Source organism: Paraburkholderia phenoliruptrix (assembly GCF_902859825.1).
GTDB lineage: Bacteria > Pseudomonadota > Gammaproteobacteria > Burkholderiales > Burkholderiaceae > Paraburkholderia > Paraburkholderia phenoliruptrix.
Genome location: NZ_CADIKB010000010.1, coordinates 81,021 through 98,918, shown reverse-complemented (window position 1 = coordinate 98,918; position 17,898 = coordinate 81,021). Strand labels below are relative to the sequence as shown.

Here is a 17,898-nt window from a genome sequence, read left to right as displayed (position 1 = left end):
CGCTTTGCGCGCCTACTCTTCCCAATGCGCGGCGATCCAGTCGCGAAACAGGTTGAGTTTCTGCTGATGGGCCACCGAGTCCGGATAGACGAAATAGTAGCGCCAGCCGGTCTTCAGCACCGTATCGAAAGGCCGCACCAGACGCCGCGCGGCCACGTCTTCGTCGATCAAGGCGAGATCGCTGATGGCCACGCCGAAGCCCTGCAGCGCCGCGTTGGTCGCCATGTCGAGCGTGTCGAAGCTCGGGCCGTGTTCGGCGTCGATCGCGCGCGCATGGGCCGGGTCTGATTCGGCCACCTTCGCGAGCCACATTTTCCAGTCGCGATGATCGCGCGTCGGATGCAGCAGCGTATGACGCGCGAGATCGCCAAGCCCGGCGAGCGGCTTGTCCTTCAACAGATCGGGCGCGCACACCGGCGTGAGACGCTCCTCGAAGAGCGGCACCGACCGCACGTCCGCGCCCGGCGACGAGCCGTAAATGATGGCCGCGTCGAACGGTTCGAGCTGGAAATCGACGTCGTGCTGCCATGTCGTGGTGATCTGCACATGCAGCTCCGGATACTCGGTCTGAAAGCGCATGATCTTTGGCAGCATCCACCGCATCACGCAGGTCGGCACCTTCAACGCGAGGTCCGTGCGCTGCCGCGTGAGCCGTAGCGAAATTTCCTCGATGCGCGCGAAGCTTTCCTTCACCGCGGGCAGCAGCATCTCGCCCTCAGCGGTCAGCGTGAGCCCTTTCGCGTGCCGCTTGAAAAGCGGGAACTTGTAGTAATCCTCAAGCGCGATGATCTGCCGGCTCACCGCGCCTTGCGTGAGGCACAGATGGTCGGCGGCGCGCGTGAAGCTGCGATGGCGCGCGACCGTTTCGAAAATCTGCAAAGCGTTGAGCGGCGGAAGACGTCGCATTGAAGTGTCCATATAAGAAAAATTCATGGAGCGGCTGACCAGCGCCTTTCGCCAGCAGCGCCAGTCTGCCTACAGGATACGCGATCCGCACACGGCCGAGCCAGTCGCGGCGAACCCTCGCCGCATGCGCGCGGCTCATGCAATCCACGCCACCATTCGCCGCGGGCGCCCAAAACGCACCAGCTCGGGGCACAGTCTTCGCAAGGTGCACCGGAACCGAGCTTTACTCATACCTCCGGCGCGAAGCCGCCGCCGCCCAGAATATGGACGTTAACCCGAATGCGCCAGCAGAGCGGCCTTCTCGGCGCTTGCACGCGCGGCCGGACAGCATCGCCCGGCGGCCCACGCATGAGCTTACGTCATGCCGCCCATGCGCATATTTCGTTTGTTGAGGGATTTTGGCAAACCTAGAGTGCATCACACGCGACGCATGACCCGCATCGTCCGCATTCCCTCAGCGTCTCACTGGAATGCGCCGGGGCCGTCGCGCGCTCATCAACCGGCAACAGGCGTTCAACACGGGAGACCGCCATGCAAGCAATCAAACGGGGCAGAAGGCAAGCCATCAAGACGATCGGCGCCGCGCTCGCCGCTTCCACGTTGCCCATGCCGTTCGTCAATCTACGCGCGCAGCAGCAGAATTTCAGCGGCAAGACCTTGCGTCTTCTGACATGGTCCGACGACACCGGCGCCGCGGCCTTGCGCAACATCGCCGTCACCTTTACCGCGAAGACCGGCGCCAAAGTGATCGCGGATCGCGCCGACGGCACGTCCGGCATGGTCGCGAAAGTCAAGGCCGCGGGCGATCGTCCTACCTACGATGTCATCACGCTCGCGGGCGTCGGCGCAGCCGGCCTCGGCGACGCCGGCCTGCTGCTGAAACCGGACCTCGACAAGCTGCCGAACCTGAAGGAAGTCGCGCCGCAGTACCGCACGGGCGCGAACGGCTTCGGCATCGGCTATCTGCTGTGGTCGGACGGCCTCGTCTACAACACGTCGACGGTCAAGAGCGCGCCCGCCTCCTACGAAGCGCTGTGGGATCCGAAATATTCCGGCCGCGTGTTCCTGCCGCCGCCCGAATGGGCCGAAGCCGTCGATCTCGCGATCATCGCCGCAAAGATGAACGGCGGCTCGCAGCAGAACATCGAGCCGGGCTTCAAAAAGTTGATGCAGCTGAAAGAGCACGTCATGACGCTCGGCGAAAATCCGAACCAGGTGGCCGACCTCTTCCGTACTGGCTCGCTCGACATCGGCGGCATCTACTCGCCGGCATTTTTCCCCGCGCAGATCCGCAAGCCCGAGTACAAGATGGCCGTGACCTACGGCATGAAAGAAGGCTTCGCCACCCAGCTGATGTTCACGGTGATTCCGAAGTCGCATCCCGGCGACCTCGATCTGATTCACGCGTTCATCAACCATTCCCTCGATGCCGGCGTGCAGGGCCGCATGGCCGCCGACGTGCTCAACGGCCCGGTCAACTCGAAAGCAATGATCCCGGCCGAAAGCCGTGCATTCGTGCCGAGCCCGCAGCAGATCGCGGAAAAAGCCGTGCTGCATGACGACAAGGCGCTCGCCGCAGTGCAGCCGGCGTGGATCAAGCGCTACACCGAAATCTTCTCGGCATGACCACGATGCTCGCGCGCTTTTCGCGGCGGGCCTCGGCGGGCCCGGCCGCGGACCGGGCCACGGACCCCGCGCCGCACCCGCGCTCCGAGGCTGCCGCCGACGTCCCCGCTGCGAGCCTTGCGCAGACGCTGCGTCCCTGGCTGCTGCTGGCGCCGATCCTGCTGTTTCTCGCGGTGCTCGGCGCGGCGGCGCTGGTCGTGCTGCGCATGAGCTTCGGCACGCAAGGCAGCGAATGGCACGGCTTCACGCTGCACAACTACGCCGACCTGCTCGACGGCTACTTCATGAAGTCGCTCTGGCTCACGCTGAAGCTCGCCTTCCAGAGCATGCTCTGCGCGCTGGTGCTGGCCATTCCGGTCGCGCTCGCCATGGCGCGCACGCGCTCGCGTCTTGCGCGGCGGCTCCTGCTCGCGGGCGTGTTGCTGCCGCTCCTCGTCAATCTGCTGCTGCAAGGCTATGGCTGGCTGATCATCCTTGGACCGGCTGGCCTGCTCAATCACGCGCTCTTCGCGAGCGGCCTGCTGCATCGTCCGTTGATGTGGCTGTATCGCGAAAACGGCGTGCTGCTTGGGCTGATCCAGACCGCATTTCCGCTCGCGGTGCTGCCGCTCGCAAGCGCGATGCGCGCCGTCTCGACGTCGTATGAAGAAGCCGCCGCGACGCTCGGCGCGACGCGCTGGCAGACGTTGCGTCATATCCTGCTGCCGCTCGCGCTGCCGGGTCTCGTGTCCGGCGCGCTGCTCGTGTTCGCCTACAACGCGAGCGCGTTCGCCGTCCCGCTGCTGCTCGGCGGACGCCGCGTGCCGATGCTCGCCGTGCTGGTCCACGATCAGGTCGCGCCTTTGCTGAACTGGCCGGCGGCGTCGGCCTCCGGCGTCGTGCTGATGATCGCGACGCTCACCGTGATGGCGCTTTCGCAACGACTCGTGCGCCGCACCCAGCGTCTTGCCGAGGAGCCCCACGCATGAGCACGCCGCTTCACACCGCGCGCCTCGAGCCCGCGCCGCGCTCCCCCGGCTCGCCGCGCCCCGCGCGTCTGCCGCACGTCATGCCCGGGCAGCTCGGCAAGCTCACCGCGCTCGTCGCCGGGATCGTGCTGTTGCTCGCCGCGCTGCCGATTCTCACGACGATCGTGATGTCGTTCAGCGCGGCCGACACACTGGAATTTCCGCCGCACGCGTACAGCCTGCACTGGTATCGCGCGGCATGGCAAAGCTTCGTCTCGCCGGATGCCACGCAGTCGCTTTCGATGGGCGCCGCACTCTCCACGAGCGTCGTCGTCGCGCTTTCGACCATGCTGATCGCGACGCTCGTCTCCGTGCCCGCGGCCTACGCGCTCAGCCGCTACCGTTTTCGCGGCAAGCCCGCGGTCGAGCAACTGGTCGCCTTGCCGCTCGTCTATCCGCTCGTGATGCTCGGCCTGTCGCTGCTGCTCGTGTTCAACGTGCTGCCCGTCGATCTGGGCGTGTTCCGCCTCGTCATCGCGCATGTGATCCTGGCGCTGCCCTTCACAGTAAAGAACTGCGCGGCGTCGGTCGCGTCGATCGGCCCGGAGTTCGAGGAGGCGGCCTGCGTGATGGGCGCGAGTCCCAGCCGCGCGCTCGTCGACGTGATTCTGCCGCTCATGCGGCCGGGCATTCTCGCCGGCATGCTGTTCGCGTTCATCGTGTCGTTCAACGAATTCACGGTGACGTTCTTCCTCTACAGCATCGACACGATGACGTTGCCGGTCTGGCTCTACAGCCGCACGGTGTCGTCGCTCGATCCGACCGTGTTCTGCTTTGCGGTGTTTATCGTCGCGATCGATTTCGCGCTGATCTGGCTGCTCGAAAAGCTGATCGGCGACGAAGGTGTCGCCCTTTGACCGCCGCGCCAACCGAAGCTTTCCGCAGGAGCCTCTCATGACCCATTTGACCTTGCACGCCGTGACGCGGCGCTTCGGCGCGGCGCATGCCGTCGACAGCGTCGATCTGAGCGTGCCCGACGGCAAACTCGTGTGCTTTCTCGGCCCGTCCGGCTGCGGCAAGACCACCTTGCTGCGGATGATCGCCGGCCTCGAGACGCCCACGTCCGGGCGCATCGAGTTCGCGGGCCGCGACATCACGCGCGTGCCGGCCAATCGGCGCGACTTCGGCATGGTGTTCCAGTCGCTCGCGCTGTTTCCGCATATGACAGTCGCGCAAAACGTCGCGTATCCGCTGAAGTTGCGCAAGACGCCGCAGCGGGAACAGGCGCGCCGCATCGCCGAACTGCTTGAGATGATCCAGTTGCCGCATATGGCGAGCCGCCCGGTCACGCAGCTTTCCGGCGGCCAGCGGCAACGCGTGGCGATTGCGCGCGCGATTGCGTCGCAACCCAGATTGCTGCTGCTCGACGAACCGCTCTCGGCGCTCGACGCCAAGCTGCGCGAGGCGATGCAGGTGGAAATCCGCCTGCTGCAACAGCGGCTCGGCATCACGACGATCATGGTCACGCACGACCAGCGCGAGGCGATGACAATGGCCGATGAAATCGTCGTGATGGAAAAAGGCCGCATCGCGCAAGTCGGCAGGCCGCTCGACATCTATCGCGATCCGGTGAGCGAGTTCGTCGCCGACTTCATCGGGCTCGGCAATATCCTGCCGGTCACTTACGACGGCGCGGGCGCCGTGAGCCTGCCGGGCGGAGCGCGCATTGCAGTCTCGCAGGCGGCGCGCGTGCCACCATCGCCGGGCGACATCCGTCTGCTGATCCGCCCGGAGGACGTCTGCGTCAAAGCGGCCTCCGACGCGGCCGGTCCGAACCGCGTGGCCGGCATGGTGACATTCATCCGCGACGTGGGCGCCTCGCTGGAAGCGACGATCGACTGCGAGGGCTTTACGCTGACGGCCGCGACCACGCCGCGCGAAACGCCGGGCCTCACGCTCGGCATGCCGGTTTTCGCGGAATTGCCGCCGCACGCGTGCAAGCTGATCGCCGCGCGCACACTGCAATGACGCCCACTCATTCCAACGCCAACACCACACGTTTCAACACTTTCGACAGAGGACCCACCATGAACAAGAAGCCCGTTCAATCGACCGCTCGCCGCGCGTTCGCCACACTGGCCGCGGCGCTAGCCTTCACCGCCGCCGGCGCGCTTACCGCGTTCTCGCCCGCCGCCCATGCCGACGCGCTGGATAACATCGCCAAAACCGGCACGGTGCGCATCGGCGTGTTCATGGACTATCCGCCGTTCGGCTCCATCGGTCCGGACATGAAGCCGATGGGCTATGACATCGATGTCGCCAACCTGATCGGCAAGGCGCTCAACGCGAAGGTCGAACTCGTGCAGGTGACGGGCGACAATCGCATGGCCTACCTCGCTGATCACAAGGCGGACATGCTGTTGTCGGTCGGCCAGACGCCGGAACGGGAGAAGGTGATCGACTTCTCGCAGCCCTACGCGCCCTACTACCTCGCCGTATTCGGCCCGAAAGCGCTCACCGTGAAAAACGCCGCCGACCTCGCCGGCAAGTCGATTTCGGTCGCGCGCGGCACGCTGGAAGACCTGAGCGTGAGCAAAATCGCGCCGCCCACCGCCAACATCAAACGTTTCGACGATCCGAACGGCGCAATTTCGGCATTTATTTCTGGTCAGGTACAGTTGATGGTAGTCGGCAACGACGTCGGCGCCACGATTCTCGCGCGTCATCCCGCAAACGATCCCGAGCAGAAGTTTTCGCTCTTCAGCTCGCCGGATCACGTCGGTTTGAACAAGAACGAGCCGCGTCTGAAGCAGAAAATCGACGAAACCATCGCCCGCGCACGCAGCGACGGCACCATGAACGCGATCTCGCAGAAATGGCTGCGCGCGCCGCTGCCGGCCGATCTCTGAATTTTCAGTACGGAGTTTGAACTCACGATGAGCGCCACGTCATGACCTATGCGTTCGATTTCAGCGGCTTCGGCCTCTATGCGGGCATGCTCGCGCGCGGTGTCGCCGTCACACTGGCGCTCACTGCCGTCTCGACCCTGCTCGGCGGTCTCGTCGGTATTGCCGGCGCGAGCGTCGCGGTGGCCGGCCCTAAGTGGGCGCGCTGGGTCGTGGCGAGCTATGTGGAACTGATCCGCAATACGCCGTTCATCGTGCAGCTCTTTTTCGTGTTCTTCGGCCTGCCGAGCCTCGGCATTCATATCGACGAAATACAGGCCGCGATTCTGGCGATGACGGTCAATCTCGGCGCCTACGCGATCGAAATCGTGCGCGCCGGCATCGACTCGATTTCGCGCGGCCAGGTTCAGGCTGCGCAGGCGCTCGGCCTGCACGGGCGGCAGGTGTTTCGCTACATCGTGCTGCCGCAGGCGCTTGCCAACGTGTTTCCCGCGCTTCTGAGCCAGGTGCTGATCGTGATGCTCGGCTCGGCGGTCGTGTCGCAAATCTCCGTGCCGGATCTCACGTATGCGGCCAACTTTATCCAGTCGCGCAACTTCCGCTCGTTCGAGAGTTACGTCATCATCACCGCGACGTATCTGCTGCTCTCCATCGCGCTGCGGCAAATCCTCAACCGCTTCGGACGCGGCCTGTTCGCGGGCCGCGCCGCACGCGGCAGCGACAGCGCGCCGCGCGGCTGGCGCACCCGCCTCATGTGGCGCGGCCCCCGCGCCCTGCCGACGGAGCGTTGATCATGGTCGAATTCACCCTGTGGGACATCGCTCGCAATCTGCTGCTGGCCGCGCGCTGGACGGTGCTGCTGTCGCTGATCGCCTTCGTCGGCGGCGGCGTGGTGGGCCTGCTCCTGCTCGCCATGCGCGTATCGCCCGTCGCGTGGCTGCGCCGCATTGTCGTGCTGTATGTGGAAGTGTTTCAGGGCACGCCGCTTCTGATGCAACTCTTTCTGGCGTTTTTCGGTTTGCCGCTGGTGGGCGTGGACGTGTCGCCGTGGGTCGCCGCAACGGTCACGCTGACGCTCTACACGAGCGCCTATCTGGTCGACATCTGGCGCGGCTGCGTGGAAGCGGTGCCGCGCGGTCAATGGGCGGCGGGCGCGAGTCTCGGCATGACGTTCAGTCAGCAGTTGCGCTATATCGTCTGGCCGCAGGCGCTGAAAATCGCCGTCGCGCCGACAGTCGGCTTCCTCGTGCAGGTGGTCAAGAGCACGGCGCTCGCGTCGATCATCGGCTTCACGGAGTTGACCAAGACCGGCACCATGATCACCAACGCGGCGTTCCGCCCGTTTCCGATCTACGGCATGGTCGCGATGATCTACTTCGCGATGTGCTTCCCGCTGACCTGGTATGCGCGCGTGCTCGAAAAGCGCAACAAGGTGGACCAGTATCGTTAGCGACACCGACGTCGGCATGAACCTGCGCTCGCGCCGCACGGAATGAAAAAGCGTCAACCGCCTAAGGACGGTTGACGCTTTTTTACGGCGTGGCGGCGCGGTCAGCGACTGCTAGCGGGCCGCCTCGGTCGACTTGCGCAGCTTCGTGACCTCGGCTGCGGTGACCGCCGGCGCACCGTTGTTCCAGCCGGCGCGCACGAAGGTCAGCACATCGGCGATCTGCTGGTCGTTCAATACCGGCGCGTACTTCGGCATCGGATACGGCGCGGGAATGCCGCCGATCACGAGGTCCTCGGTGCCGTTCAGCGTCACGTTGATGAGCGACGACGCGTCCTTCTCCAGCACGTTCGGATTGCCGGCCAACGGCGCGAGCATCGGCGCGAAGCCGCGTCCGTCGACGCCATGGCAATGCATGCAATACGCCGTGTAGACGCGCGCGCCCGCATCGTTCGCGGGACGGTTGAGCGACACCTTCGTCGCCTGCGGATCGTAGCTGTACGGTGGCGTGCCATTGCCGCCCGCCGGCGGCAGCGATTTCAGATACGTCGTCATGGCCGCGATGTCGGCATCGGTGAGCGCCTGCGTGCTGTTGTTGATCACGCTCGTCATCGAGCCGAACGCGGACGCGTGACGATTTGCGCCCGTCTTCAGGAACGCCTGCACGTCCTGATCGTTCCAGCGTCCCAAGCCGACGTTATGCTCGCCGGTCAGGTTCGTCGCGAACCAGCCGTCGAGCAGGCTGCCGGTGAGAAACGCACTGCCGCTTTCGTCGAGTGCCTTCTCCTCAAACGCAATGCCGCGCGGCGTATGACATGAGCCGCAGTGGCCGAGCCCCTGGATGAGATAGGCGCCGCGGTTCCACGCGACGTCTTTGCCCGGCTTGTTCTGATACACGCCCTTCTCGAGGAACACCATGTTCCAGAACTTCAACGGCCAGCGCATATTGAGCGGCCATTTGATGTCGGACCCCCGGTTGGCCTGCTGGACAGGCGCCACGCCGCTCATGAAGAATGCGTAGAGCGCTTTCATGTCGTCGTCGTTGACCTTCGCATACGACGGATAGGGCATGGCCGGATACAGGTTGTGCCCGTCTTTCGCGACGCCTTCGCGCATGGCGCGCACAAAGTCCGCCTCCGTGTAGCTGCCGATGCCGGTCTGCGCGTCCGGCGTGATGTTGGTCGTGTAGATCCGACCCATCGGCGTGGTCATCGGCAGGCCGCCCGCAAACGGCTTTCCTTGAGGCGCCGTGTGACACGCCGCGCAGTCGCCCGCTTTCGCGAGGTAGGCGCCGCGCTGCACGAGCGCCGGATCGGCCGCAGCGGCCGCCGCGACCGCCGCCGTTGCCTGCAGCAGCAAAGGCAGCGCGATGCCCAGCGCCGCGCCGAGACCCTTCAGTGTGCTTTTCATGGCGGGCTCCCGTTAAGCGGTTTGCAACTGGCTGCCGACCGGCAAGTGCCGCAGCCGCTTGCCGGTGGCCGCGAAGATCGCGTTGGTCAGCGCCGGCGCGAGCGCCGCCGTGCCCGGTTCGCCGATGCCGCCCGGCGCCTCGCTGCTCTTCACGATATGCACGTCGATAAGCGGCGTCTGGTCGATGCGCAGCATCCGGTAGTCGGTGAAATTGTTCTGCTGCACGCGGCCGTCCTTGATCGTGATCTCGCTGTAGAGCGCGCCGGTGATGCCGAAGATGATGCCGCCCTGCACCTGCGCCTCGACCGTGTTCGGATTCACGACCATCCCGCAGTCGACCGCGCACACCACGCGCTTGACCGCCACCTCGCCCTGATCCACCGCCACGTCGACGATGATCGCAAAGTAGCTGCCGAACGCATGCATGACCGACACGCCGCGCCCCTGCCCCTTCGGCACGGCGCTGCCCCAATTGGCGGCCTGCGCCGCCGTGTTGAGCACGTTCAGCGCGCGCGGCGTCTTGCCGAGCAGATCGCGCCGGTACTTGACCGGGTCGACCTTGGCCTCGGCCGCGAGTTCGTCGATAAAACTCTCCACCACAAAGGTGCTGCGCGTGGGGCCGACACCGCGCCAGAACGCGGTGGGAATCGCATGCGGTTCCTGGCGCACGTAGTCGACCAACTGGTTCGGCAGGTCGTATGGCAGGTCGGAGGCGACCTCGACCGCGTCGGGATCGAGCCCGTTCTTGAATGCGGGCGGCGCGAAACGCGCGAGGATCGACGAGCCCACAATGCGATGCTGCCACGCGAGCGGCTTGCCGTTCGCGTCGAGCCCGGCGGAGATCTTGTCGTAATAGTAAGGGCGGTACATGTCGTGCTGGATGTCTTCTTCGCGCGTCCACAGCACTTTGACGGGCGTCGACACCTGCTTGCCGATCTTGACTGCCTGCGTGACCATGTCGAATTCGAGCCGCCGCCCGAAGCCGCCGCCGATCAGATGGTTATGCACGACGATCTTGTCGGCGGGCAAGCCGGTCGCGGCCATTGCGGCGTCGCGCACGCGCGTGGGCACCTGCGTGCCGAGCCAGACTTCGCAGCTGTCCGCGCGCACGTGCACCGTGCAGTTGATCGGCTCCATCGTGGCGTGGGCGAGAAACGGCTGCTGATAAATCGCATCGACGCGCGTTTTGGCGTTGGCAAAGCCTTGCACCACGTTGCCGCCCTTGCGCGCGACCGCGCCGTTGCGCTCGGACGCGTGGGCGAGGTCGTCGACGATCTGCTTCATCGACAGCTTCGCGCCGGCCCCTTCGTTCCACTTGATCTCGAGCGCCTGCAGCCCGCGTTTGGCCGCCCACGTGTGGTCGCCGATCACCGCGACGGCGTTGTCGATCTTCACGACCTGACGCACGCCGGGAATCGTCTTCGCGTGCGTATCGTCGACGCTCGCGAGCGTGCCGCCGAAAACCGGACAGTTCGCGATGGCCGCATAGACCATGTCGGGCACGCGCACGTCGAGCCCGAACTGGGCCGTGCCGTCCACTTTCTCCGGCGAATCGAGGCGCTTGACTGCCGTGCCGACGATCCTGAAGTCTTTCGGGTCCTTGAGCGGCACGTTCTGCGGCGCGGGCAGCTTCGCGGCCGCCTCCACGAGTTGGCCATAGCCGATGCTGCGATTGCTCGCCGCATGAATGACCTGGCCGTTTTGCGCATGGCAACTCGCGGCATCTACCTGCCATTGCTGCGCGGCTGCGGCCACGAGCAGCGTGCGTGCTGTCGCGCCGGCGCGGCGCATCGGCTCCCATGCATAGCGGATCGACGTCGAACCGCCGGTGAGCTGGCCGCCGAGCAGCGGGTCGGTGAAGAGCTTTTCATCCGGCGGCGCGTGGTCGAGCGTGACGGTGTCGAGCGGTACTTCGAGTTCTTCTGCAATCAGCATCGGAATCGATGTATAGACGCCCTGCCCCATTTCGACCTTCGGAACGACGAGCGTGACCTTGCCCGCCGTGTCGATCTGGATGAATGCGTTCGGCGCGAAGACGCCATTCTGAGGCACCTCGTTCGCGTCGCCGCCGATCACCGACTTACCGGTCTTCTGATCCTGGCTGATCGCGGGCAAGCTGAAGCCGAGCAGCAGGCCGCCGCCCGCCGCGGCGCCCACGCTCACGCCGAACTTGAGAAACGTGCGACGCGACAGGCCGCGCGTTTCGTTTGCATCGGCTTGCGGGCGCTTCGCGCCCTTGTGTGCATCGAGCAATCCTTGCGACATGTCAGACTCCCTTTGCCGCGTGTTTGATCGCCGCGCGGATGCGGTTGTAGGTGCCGCAGCGGCAGATGTTGCCGGCCATGGCGGCGTCGATGTCCGCATCGCTGGGATTGGGGTTGCTTGCAATCAGCGAGGCCGCCGACATCACCTGGCCCGACTGGCAGTAGCCGCATTGCACGACGTCCAGTTGACGCCATGCCTGCTGCACTTTCTGGCCGGCCGGCGTGTTGCCGACTGCTTCGATTGTGGTGATCTTCTTGTCGCCGACAGCGGCCGCCGGCAGCACGCACGAACGCACCGCGACGCCGTCCAGATGCACCGTGCATGCGCCGCATTGCGCAATACCGCAACCGAACTTCGTTCCCGTCAAGCCGACGAGATCGCGCAAGACCCACAACAGAGGCATGTCAGGCGGTGCGTCGACAGTGTGGTTCTCGCCGTTGATGTTGAACGTTGTCATGAGCGGTTCCTTGTGGGGTTATCTTTATCAGCCTGTTTAGACCGGCTCACCGAGCAAAACGCAAGGACGTGCCGCGTTTATTCAAGTGTCCGGACTAATACGCGATGCCGATGCGCGGCTCGGCAAAAATGCCGCTGCCTTCGTGCGCCTCAGGCATGGCGCAACTGTGCTGTGGGGTCCGGCGATTGTAGCCGTGCATCGAAAAATTCGCCTGCAGCGTGCACACCCTGTTGCGAGAGGCACCCGGGGCGGCTCACGGCGCGCATTTTTGCTAGCATGGACCCGACCGCACTGACATCCCGCACCGACATCCGAAGGAGACGCATCATGAACGACCCGCAATGCACCCAGTTCCTCTCGGACATCCGCAAGCCGCTGCTCGCGCTGCATAAGGCGATACTCGACCACGAGCGCGCGGCGTATGAAAAAGAATTCGGCCCGGTTACGCCCGCGGCGTTTCTGCAGGTGCTGATCAACGGTTCGGGGTTTCGCTGGCTCACGCCGCTGTCGACGGTCATCGCAAATGTCGACGAAATACTCGACGACAAGGAAGCCGATGCCGCCGACCGGCTTGCCGCAGCGGAAGCCGTCACCGGCCTCTTTTCCGCCGATCAGCCGAACAACAGCTTTCTGCCGCGTTATTTGCCGCTGTTGCAGGCCGATCCGGGCATTCTGCATCTGCATGGACAGGTCTCGCAGGTGCTGCGCAGCGTACAGACCAGGTAAGCCGACGCAGGCCGCGGCGGCTCCCGGATTTCCTCACCGTTAAGGAGCACGCTGATTAAGTCGCGGTCTGTGTCGATTTACAGAGGATTACCAGGCTTTCCCGACCATGCTGTTCCAAAATCGCCGTGTTTGACGGCGATTCATGCTGGATTTGTAAAAATGATCGGTGCGGAAGGTGCGCGAGCGCAGCGCACTGCGCGCGCCGAATCGTCCGATCGCGCGAATTGCCTGGTTTTGCTGAGCAAATCAAAGGTGAGCTTTTGCGGGACGCGCGCTGTCGCATGCCGCCATCGCCTTTCAATGCGCGCGCGGCGCCCCCGACGCACCACGCGAAACCGTCATGCAGGCGCGCGCAAGCCCTGCTAAGGTAAAGGGACCTCGTCACCGCCGCTCATTGCCATGACCGACTGGCCGCTTCCCGAAACCTACACGTTCCGCGATCAAACCGTGCGCTTCAATGTGACGGGAACCGGACCGCCGCTCGTCCTCGTCCATGGCACGCCGTTCTCGTCCTATGTGTGGCATCGCATTGCGCCGCATCTCGCGCAGATTCGCACGGTGCATTACTACGATCTGCTCGGCTATGGCCAGTCGCAGATGGGCGACGGCCAGGACGTGTCGCTCGGCGTGCAGAACGTCCTGCTTGCCGAGCTGCTTGAGCATTGGCAATTGAAGAGCCCGGATGTCATCGCGCATGACTTCGGCGGCGCGACATCGTTGCGCGCGCATCTTATCGAGGGCTGCGACTATCGCAGTCTCACGCTGATCGACCCGGTCGCGCTGGCGCCTTGGGGCTCGCCGTTCGTGCAGCATGTGCGCCGCCACGGCGATGCATTTGCGGGCTTGCCGCCTTACATCCACGAGGCCGTGGTGAAGGCCTATGTGCGGGGTGCCATTGCGCGCGACATCACCCCCGGGGAACTCGCGCCCTACGTCACGCCATGGCTCGGCGCAACGGGACAGGCCGCGTTTTACCGGCAGATCGCGCAAATGGACCAACGTTATACCGACGAGGTCGAACCGCGCTATGCGCAGCTGCGCTGTCCCACGCAGATTCTGTGGGGCGAAGAGGATCAGTGGATTCCGCTCGAGCGCGGCACGCGTCTCGCCCGGCTGATTCCGGAGGCGCGTTTTCAGGCTGTGCCGCGCGCGGGTCATCTGATGCAGGAAGACGCGCCCGAGGCGATTGTCGCGGCGGCGCTGAGGTGGCTCGACTGAAGCCGTCCCGGCCGCAGGCTGTTAGCCGCGTCCTTGCGGCAGATACGGCATCGGGTCCACCGGTTTGCCGTCGCGGCGCAATTCGAAGCCGACCGACACGCGCGAGTTGTTTTCGTCGCCCATCTCCGCTATCTGCTGGCCTTGCCGGACGATTTCGCCGGTTTTGACGAGCAGCTTGCGGTTATGCGAATACGCGGTCAGAAAGTCCTTGTTGTGCTGCACGATGATGAGACTGCCGTAGCTGTTCAAGCCCGTGCCGGCGTACATGACCTTGCCGTCGGCGGCCGCACGCACCGGGTCGCCCGGCTTGCCGCCGATCTCGATGCCGCGCGTCTCGCCCGGCTGGAATGCCTCGACGACCCGGCCGCCCGCGGGCCAGGCGAGCGACAGACCGTTTGCATGGCGCAGCGTTTGTTGCGCGACCTCGCGCGCTTCGGCGGAACTGGGCGCGGCCAAAGCCGGGGCTGCCGATCCTGTTGCCGCCACTCCCTGCGAGCCCGGCGCGCCCGACGCCGCAGCGGCCGCTTTGGCGGCAGCCGCTGCCGCGTTGACCGCCCGCACGGTTTCCGGCGATGCGACGCGCAACACCTGGCCGTTCTTCAGGCGCGAGGACGCCTTCAGGCCGTTCCACGCCTGCAACTGCTTGACGCTGCAATGATGATGCTGCGCGATGCGCGCGAGCGTGTCGCCGCGCTTCACGCGATAGACGAGCGGCGGGGCTTTCCTGAGCGGCACAGCCTCGGCCGCGCCGCCGGGGTTCGGCTGATTCGCCGACGCCGACATTGCGCCTGTGGCTTGCAGGCCGCCGGCGCCCGCCACTGTTGCGCCCGACGCTGCAGCCGCGCCGGTCTGCTCACCTTGTTGCGCGACGCTGGCGCAACCGCTCATCGCAAGCGCGAGCCAGGCGCCGGCGACGCTCATCGCCATTGCCCTGTCGAAACGCTTTCCCATCATGTTCGACTCCTGCTTGTCCTATAGGCGGCCCGGACGCCGCCATGCTGCCTGCTGCCTGCCCACCTCGCCATGCGAATTCGCCGACGCGCTCGCCTTCCTCGCGTGAGCGGAGCGGCGAGCGCGGTTCGCGTGGCGGCGGATTCAGGCGCTTGAGGCAGCCGTTTTTTCCGCCGACGCGGCCCGATTGCGCTTAAATTTCCAGCCGGATTGTAAAGTGGGTTTCACAAAAAACGCGGCGCGCCACACAGTCTGATACAAACTTTACGCACAGCCTTGCTCGCCGGTTGCGCGCACAACCCTGTGCCAAAGCACCGGCCCCACGGGCCGGGCCATCGACGCCATCTGCTTAACGGCACGCCGACGCAAAAACTTGAACCGGCGCTTGAACCGGCGCTTGAACCGGCGCTTGAACCAACGCTTGAACCAGCGATTCGAAAAACGCGATGCGGCGCGCCGGGCTAGCGAGCGCTAGCTGTAGTACTGCCCGGCATATCGCACATAGCCCACGGGATGATGGGTAAAGTGCAGCACCGGCAGAACGGGGTTGGAGTTATCGCTGGTGGGATAGGCGCTCGCTTCGGGAATGTATTCGCCCTGCACCTCGATCGGCTGGCCGGCTTGCAGGCCCGGAATCTCCTCGGCGAGGCCTTCGTTGTCGCCGAATCGCACGGCAACGAATACGTCCGTGCCGACGAGGTTTTGCGTGCCGCCTTCCAGCTTCAAAACCTTGTCGATCCGGACGATCAGGTGCTGATGGTTTGCGCCGTGGTGGTTGTCCGGGCTCGCGAACACCTTGGTGATCGTGCCTTGCACGCACGCAAGCGGCGCACCGAGCGAATGGACATAGCGATGATGAGGAAGGATCTGCGTCGCGCGATTACTCATGAAATCTCCGTGAAAGAAGCCAGGCTCATGTACGGCGAGGGGAACGCCCAGCATGGAAAGTGCTGAGCGACCGGTTTGAGCCGCTGCTTCCTCGGGAGTTCAGCGCCGGCGCGCCGCGCCGCCGTCACGCTTTAGGATTTTTCCGAAGCCTCTTTAGGAAACGGACGATAGGTCGAAGCACGCAAAGAAAATATTCTTAGGCCTCTGCCGAGATTGACCGGCCGCGCGCCACGCCCGACCCGGCGCGGCCCCGCCGGGCAGCTCAACGGAACACCTTCTCTTCAGCATGTTTTGCTTCATCAACCCGCATCCGGGTGATGAAGAAGTCGAGGCTCACGTGGATTCTCTTACATCAGCCAACCGCTTCATGGGCGGTTTTTTCTTTGGCGCCGTGGTCGCCACCGCGATCATGGTGCTGTTTTGCATCAGCGGCGAATTCTTGCCCGTCATGGCGAAGCTGCACGCGCCCCAACAGGTTATTGCGACGGTGGTCATTTCGCTCTTTATCGCCGACGCGAGGCCGCTTCTATATAAAACGGTCTGGCGCGAGCGCCGCAGCAGCTTCGTTCTGGACGAAGACCTGAGCGCCACGCTGCGCGGCAGGACGTTCGGCATTCCCGCCGGCGTGATGGTCGGTATTCTGGTTCAAAACCTTCTGACGGCTTGACCTTCAGCCTGGCTTTATTCATGCAGCCAACGGCGCGGCGCGTCAGAACTTATGCCGGATCGCGGCGCGCACCACCACCTGCTTCGATGTCGATGACGGCGACTGCGCGCCGGGTATAAACGCTTCATCGAGTATCGAATACGTCGAGTCGCCTGTCACCTGCTGATATTCGCCCTGGATGTAGACGTCGGTCCGTTTGGACAGGTTGTAATCCGCCATCAATCCGAACGAGTGAATCTTCGGTTTGACGCCGCCGCCCGACGCATCGTAATTTTCGATGGTGTACACATATTGCGCGCCGACGAACAGCATCGGCGAAATCTGATACTTGCCGTTCAGCTCGAAGTTCTGATATTTCAACGAGTTCAACAACACGCCGGGCGGCACGAGCGGCGTGGTGCCGAGATAACCGTTGCCGGTCGGATTCAGATAGTTCGAGTTGCTGTACACAAAGCCCGCCGTGGCCGGCCCGAAACTATAGGTAATGCCGCCGCCGAATACGCGCATGCGGGCCGCGACAAAGCTCGCGTCGCTAGCCGTAATCGCGCCGTTTGCGCCATTACCCGGATTATTCGCCTGCAAATAGGCGGCACTGACGAGCAGGCCGCCATACGCATACTGCCCGCCTACGCTATAGGCGCGGTTATTGCCAAAATTCGTGTCGTTGCTGAAGCTGTATGTGCCGCCGAATTGAAATCCGCTAATCGAGGGGCTCGTGTATTTAACGGTGTTATCGAGCCGAAACGAATTATCCGTATTGTCGTTGTCATACGGATGGGAGAACAGCGCACCGGCCCAATTCCCATTCGCCGTGCTTTGCGCGAGATAATCGACCACTGAATCGTATTGCCGCCCAAAGGTCAATACGCCATAGCGCTCCGCGCTCAAGCCGACAAACGCCTGACGCCCGAACATCCGGCCGCCCTGATTGAGACGCCCTGAACTCACATCGAAACCGTTTTCGAGCTGGAAAATCGCCTTCAGGCCGCCGCCCAGTTCCTCGGCGCCCTTGAGTCCCCAGCGGCTGCCTTGCGCGTCACCGCTCGCCAGCTCGTAGACATGTCCGCGGCCCGCGTTATTGGTGTAGTTGATGCCTTCGTCGAGCACGCCGTACAGCGTGACGCTCGTCTGCGCCGAGGCCGGGGCGCCGGAGACGGCGAACACAGCGACAGAAACAGCCAGCGCGAACACTTGCTTGTTCATGACGATCCCCCTGCACTCGAGCAATGGGCCTAACTCGATCTGACGCCTTCTTCTTGACTCTACGACAGCGCGCTTCTGAAAACCCGGCGCGCTTGACGGAAATCCTCACACGCCGCAACGCGTCCGTCCATTGGGGACCGCGTGGATATGTCAAAACGTTGCGAAATCTCCACTGTCTTTAAACGCCTATTCCGCTTGTGTTCCCACGGGGCGGCGTCTGCGAGTGTGCGACTGAAAACAGACTTGTCACAGAAAGAAATATAATCGCTGACTTTCGCGGC

The 17,898-nt window shown here is 64.2% G+C and carries 17 protein-coding genes; 10 read left to right on the top strand and 7 right to left on the bottom strand.

Features of this window, described 5'->3' with window-relative positions:
* Positions 1-12 precede the first annotated feature (12 nt).
* The gene (locus HV711_RS13380; RefSeq protein WP_035478556.1) at positions 13-906 is read right to left on the bottom strand and encodes a LysR substrate-binding domain-containing protein; all 894 of its coding nucleotides are present in this window, start codon (positions 904-906) and stop codon (positions 13-15) included.
* A gap of 531 nt (positions 907-1,437) precedes the next feature.
* On the opposite strand from HV711_RS13380, the gene HV711_RS13375 reads away from it, so the two are divergent.
* Genes HV711_RS13375 through HV711_RS13345 form a run of 7 tightly spaced genes read left to right on the top strand, consistent with a single transcriptional unit; the run spans position 1,438 to position 7,835 of the window.
* Entirely contained in the window at positions 1,438-2,532 is a 1,095-nt protein-coding gene (locus HV711_RS13375; RefSeq protein WP_035478555.1) for an ABC transporter substrate-binding protein, read from the top strand.
* Entirely contained in the window at positions 2,529-3,500 is a 972-nt protein-coding gene (locus HV711_RS13370; protein ID WP_028361402.1) for an ABC transporter permease, read from the top strand. The genes HV711_RS13375 and HV711_RS13370 overlap by 4 nt, the downstream gene beginning before the upstream one ends.
* Positions 3,497-4,396 carry an ABC transporter permease gene (locus HV711_RS13365; protein ID WP_035478554.1) on the top strand — a complete coding sequence of 300 codons (900 nt, stop codon included), beginning with the start codon at positions 3,497-3,499 and terminating at the stop codon, positions 4,394-4,396. Before HV711_RS13370 ends, HV711_RS13365 begins: the two co-directional genes overlap by 4 nt.
* Positions 4,397-4,433: 37 nt before the next feature.
* Positions 4,434-5,507 (top strand): ABC transporter ATP-binding protein, encoded by a 1,074-nt coding sequence (locus tag HV711_RS13360; protein ID WP_013592132.1) that lies wholly within the window; start codon positions 4,434-4,436, stop codon positions 5,505-5,507.
* A 59-nt stretch (positions 5,508-5,566) separates the two neighbouring features.
* Positions 5,567-6,388: a transporter substrate-binding domain-containing protein gene (locus HV711_RS13355; RefSeq protein WP_013592131.1), complete on the top strand. Its 822-nt coding sequence runs from the start codon at positions 5,567-5,569 to the stop codon at positions 6,386-6,388.
* Between the two features lie 41 nt (positions 6,389-6,429).
* On the top strand, positions 6,430-7,176 hold the full coding sequence (locus HV711_RS13350) for an amino acid ABC transporter permease (RefSeq protein ID WP_035478552.1): 747 nt from the start codon (positions 6,430-6,432) through the stop codon (positions 7,174-7,176).
* A 2-nt stretch (positions 7,177-7,178) separates the two neighbouring features.
* Positions 7,179-7,835, top strand: a complete 657-nt coding sequence (locus HV711_RS13345) for an amino acid ABC transporter permease (RefSeq protein ID WP_035478549.1) — start codon at positions 7,179-7,181, stop codon at positions 7,833-7,835.
* A gap of 111 nt (positions 7,836-7,946) precedes the next feature.
* Here the strand turns inward: HV711_RS13345 and HV711_RS13340 are convergent, their stop codons facing one another.
* From HV711_RS13340 to HV711_RS13330, 3 genes are read right to left on the bottom strand one after another with little or no spacing between them, the layout of a single operon-like run.
* A complete protein-coding gene (locus tag HV711_RS13340) occupies positions 7,947-9,242 on the bottom strand; it encodes a c-type cytochrome (RefSeq protein WP_035478547.1) in 1,296 nt (431 codons plus the stop codon).
* Between the two features lie 12 nt (positions 9,243-9,254).
* A complete protein-coding gene (locus HV711_RS13335) occupies positions 9,255-11,507 on the bottom strand; it encodes a xanthine dehydrogenase family protein molybdopterin-binding subunit (protein ID WP_035478545.1) in 2,253 nt (750 codons plus the stop codon).
* A gap of 1 nt (position 11,508) precedes the next feature.
* The gene (locus HV711_RS13330; RefSeq protein WP_013592126.1) at positions 11,509-11,964 is read right to left on the bottom strand and encodes a (2Fe-2S)-binding protein; all 456 of its coding nucleotides are present in this window, start codon (positions 11,962-11,964) and stop codon (positions 11,509-11,511) included.
* A 327-nt stretch (positions 11,965-12,291) separates the two neighbouring features.
* Between HV711_RS13330 and HV711_RS13325 the strand changes: the two genes are divergently transcribed.
* Both HV711_RS13325 and HV711_RS13320 read left to right on the top strand, forming a co-directional pair.
* Positions 12,292-12,690, top strand: a complete 399-nt coding sequence (locus HV711_RS13325) for a hypothetical protein (RefSeq protein ID WP_014973316.1) — start codon at positions 12,292-12,294, stop codon at positions 12,688-12,690.
* 399 nt (positions 12,691-13,089) lie between these two features.
* Positions 13,090-13,908 (top strand): alpha/beta fold hydrolase, encoded by an 819-nt coding sequence (locus HV711_RS13320; protein ID WP_035478542.1) that lies wholly within the window; start codon positions 13,090-13,092, stop codon positions 13,906-13,908.
* A 21-nt stretch (positions 13,909-13,929) separates the two neighbouring features.
* Here HV711_RS13320 and HV711_RS13315 read toward each other — a convergent pair whose 3' ends face one another.
* Both HV711_RS13315 and HV711_RS13310 read right to left on the bottom strand, forming a co-directional pair.
* Positions 13,930-14,862, bottom strand: a complete 933-nt coding sequence (locus HV711_RS13315; protein ID WP_082201409.1) for a peptidoglycan DD-metalloendopeptidase family protein — start codon at positions 14,860-14,862, stop codon at positions 13,930-13,932.
* Between the two features lie 468 nt (positions 14,863-15,330).
* Positions 15,331-15,747, bottom strand: a complete 417-nt coding sequence (locus HV711_RS13310) for a hypothetical protein (protein WP_013592122.1) — start codon at positions 15,745-15,747, stop codon at positions 15,331-15,333.
* A 337-nt stretch (positions 15,748-16,084) separates the two neighbouring features.
* Between HV711_RS13310 and HV711_RS13305 the strand changes: the two genes are divergently transcribed.
* On the top strand, positions 16,085-16,414 hold the full coding sequence (locus HV711_RS13305; RefSeq protein ID WP_244142715.1) for a hypothetical protein: 330 nt from the start codon (positions 16,085-16,087) through the stop codon (positions 16,412-16,414).
* Positions 16,415-16,456: 42 nt separating this feature from the next.
* On the opposite strand, the gene HV711_RS13300 is transcribed toward HV711_RS13305, so the two are convergent.
* Positions 16,457-17,617, bottom strand: a complete 1,161-nt coding sequence (locus HV711_RS13300) for a porin (protein WP_035478539.1) — start codon at positions 17,615-17,617, stop codon at positions 16,457-16,459.
* Positions 17,618-17,898 lie beyond the last annotated feature (281 nt).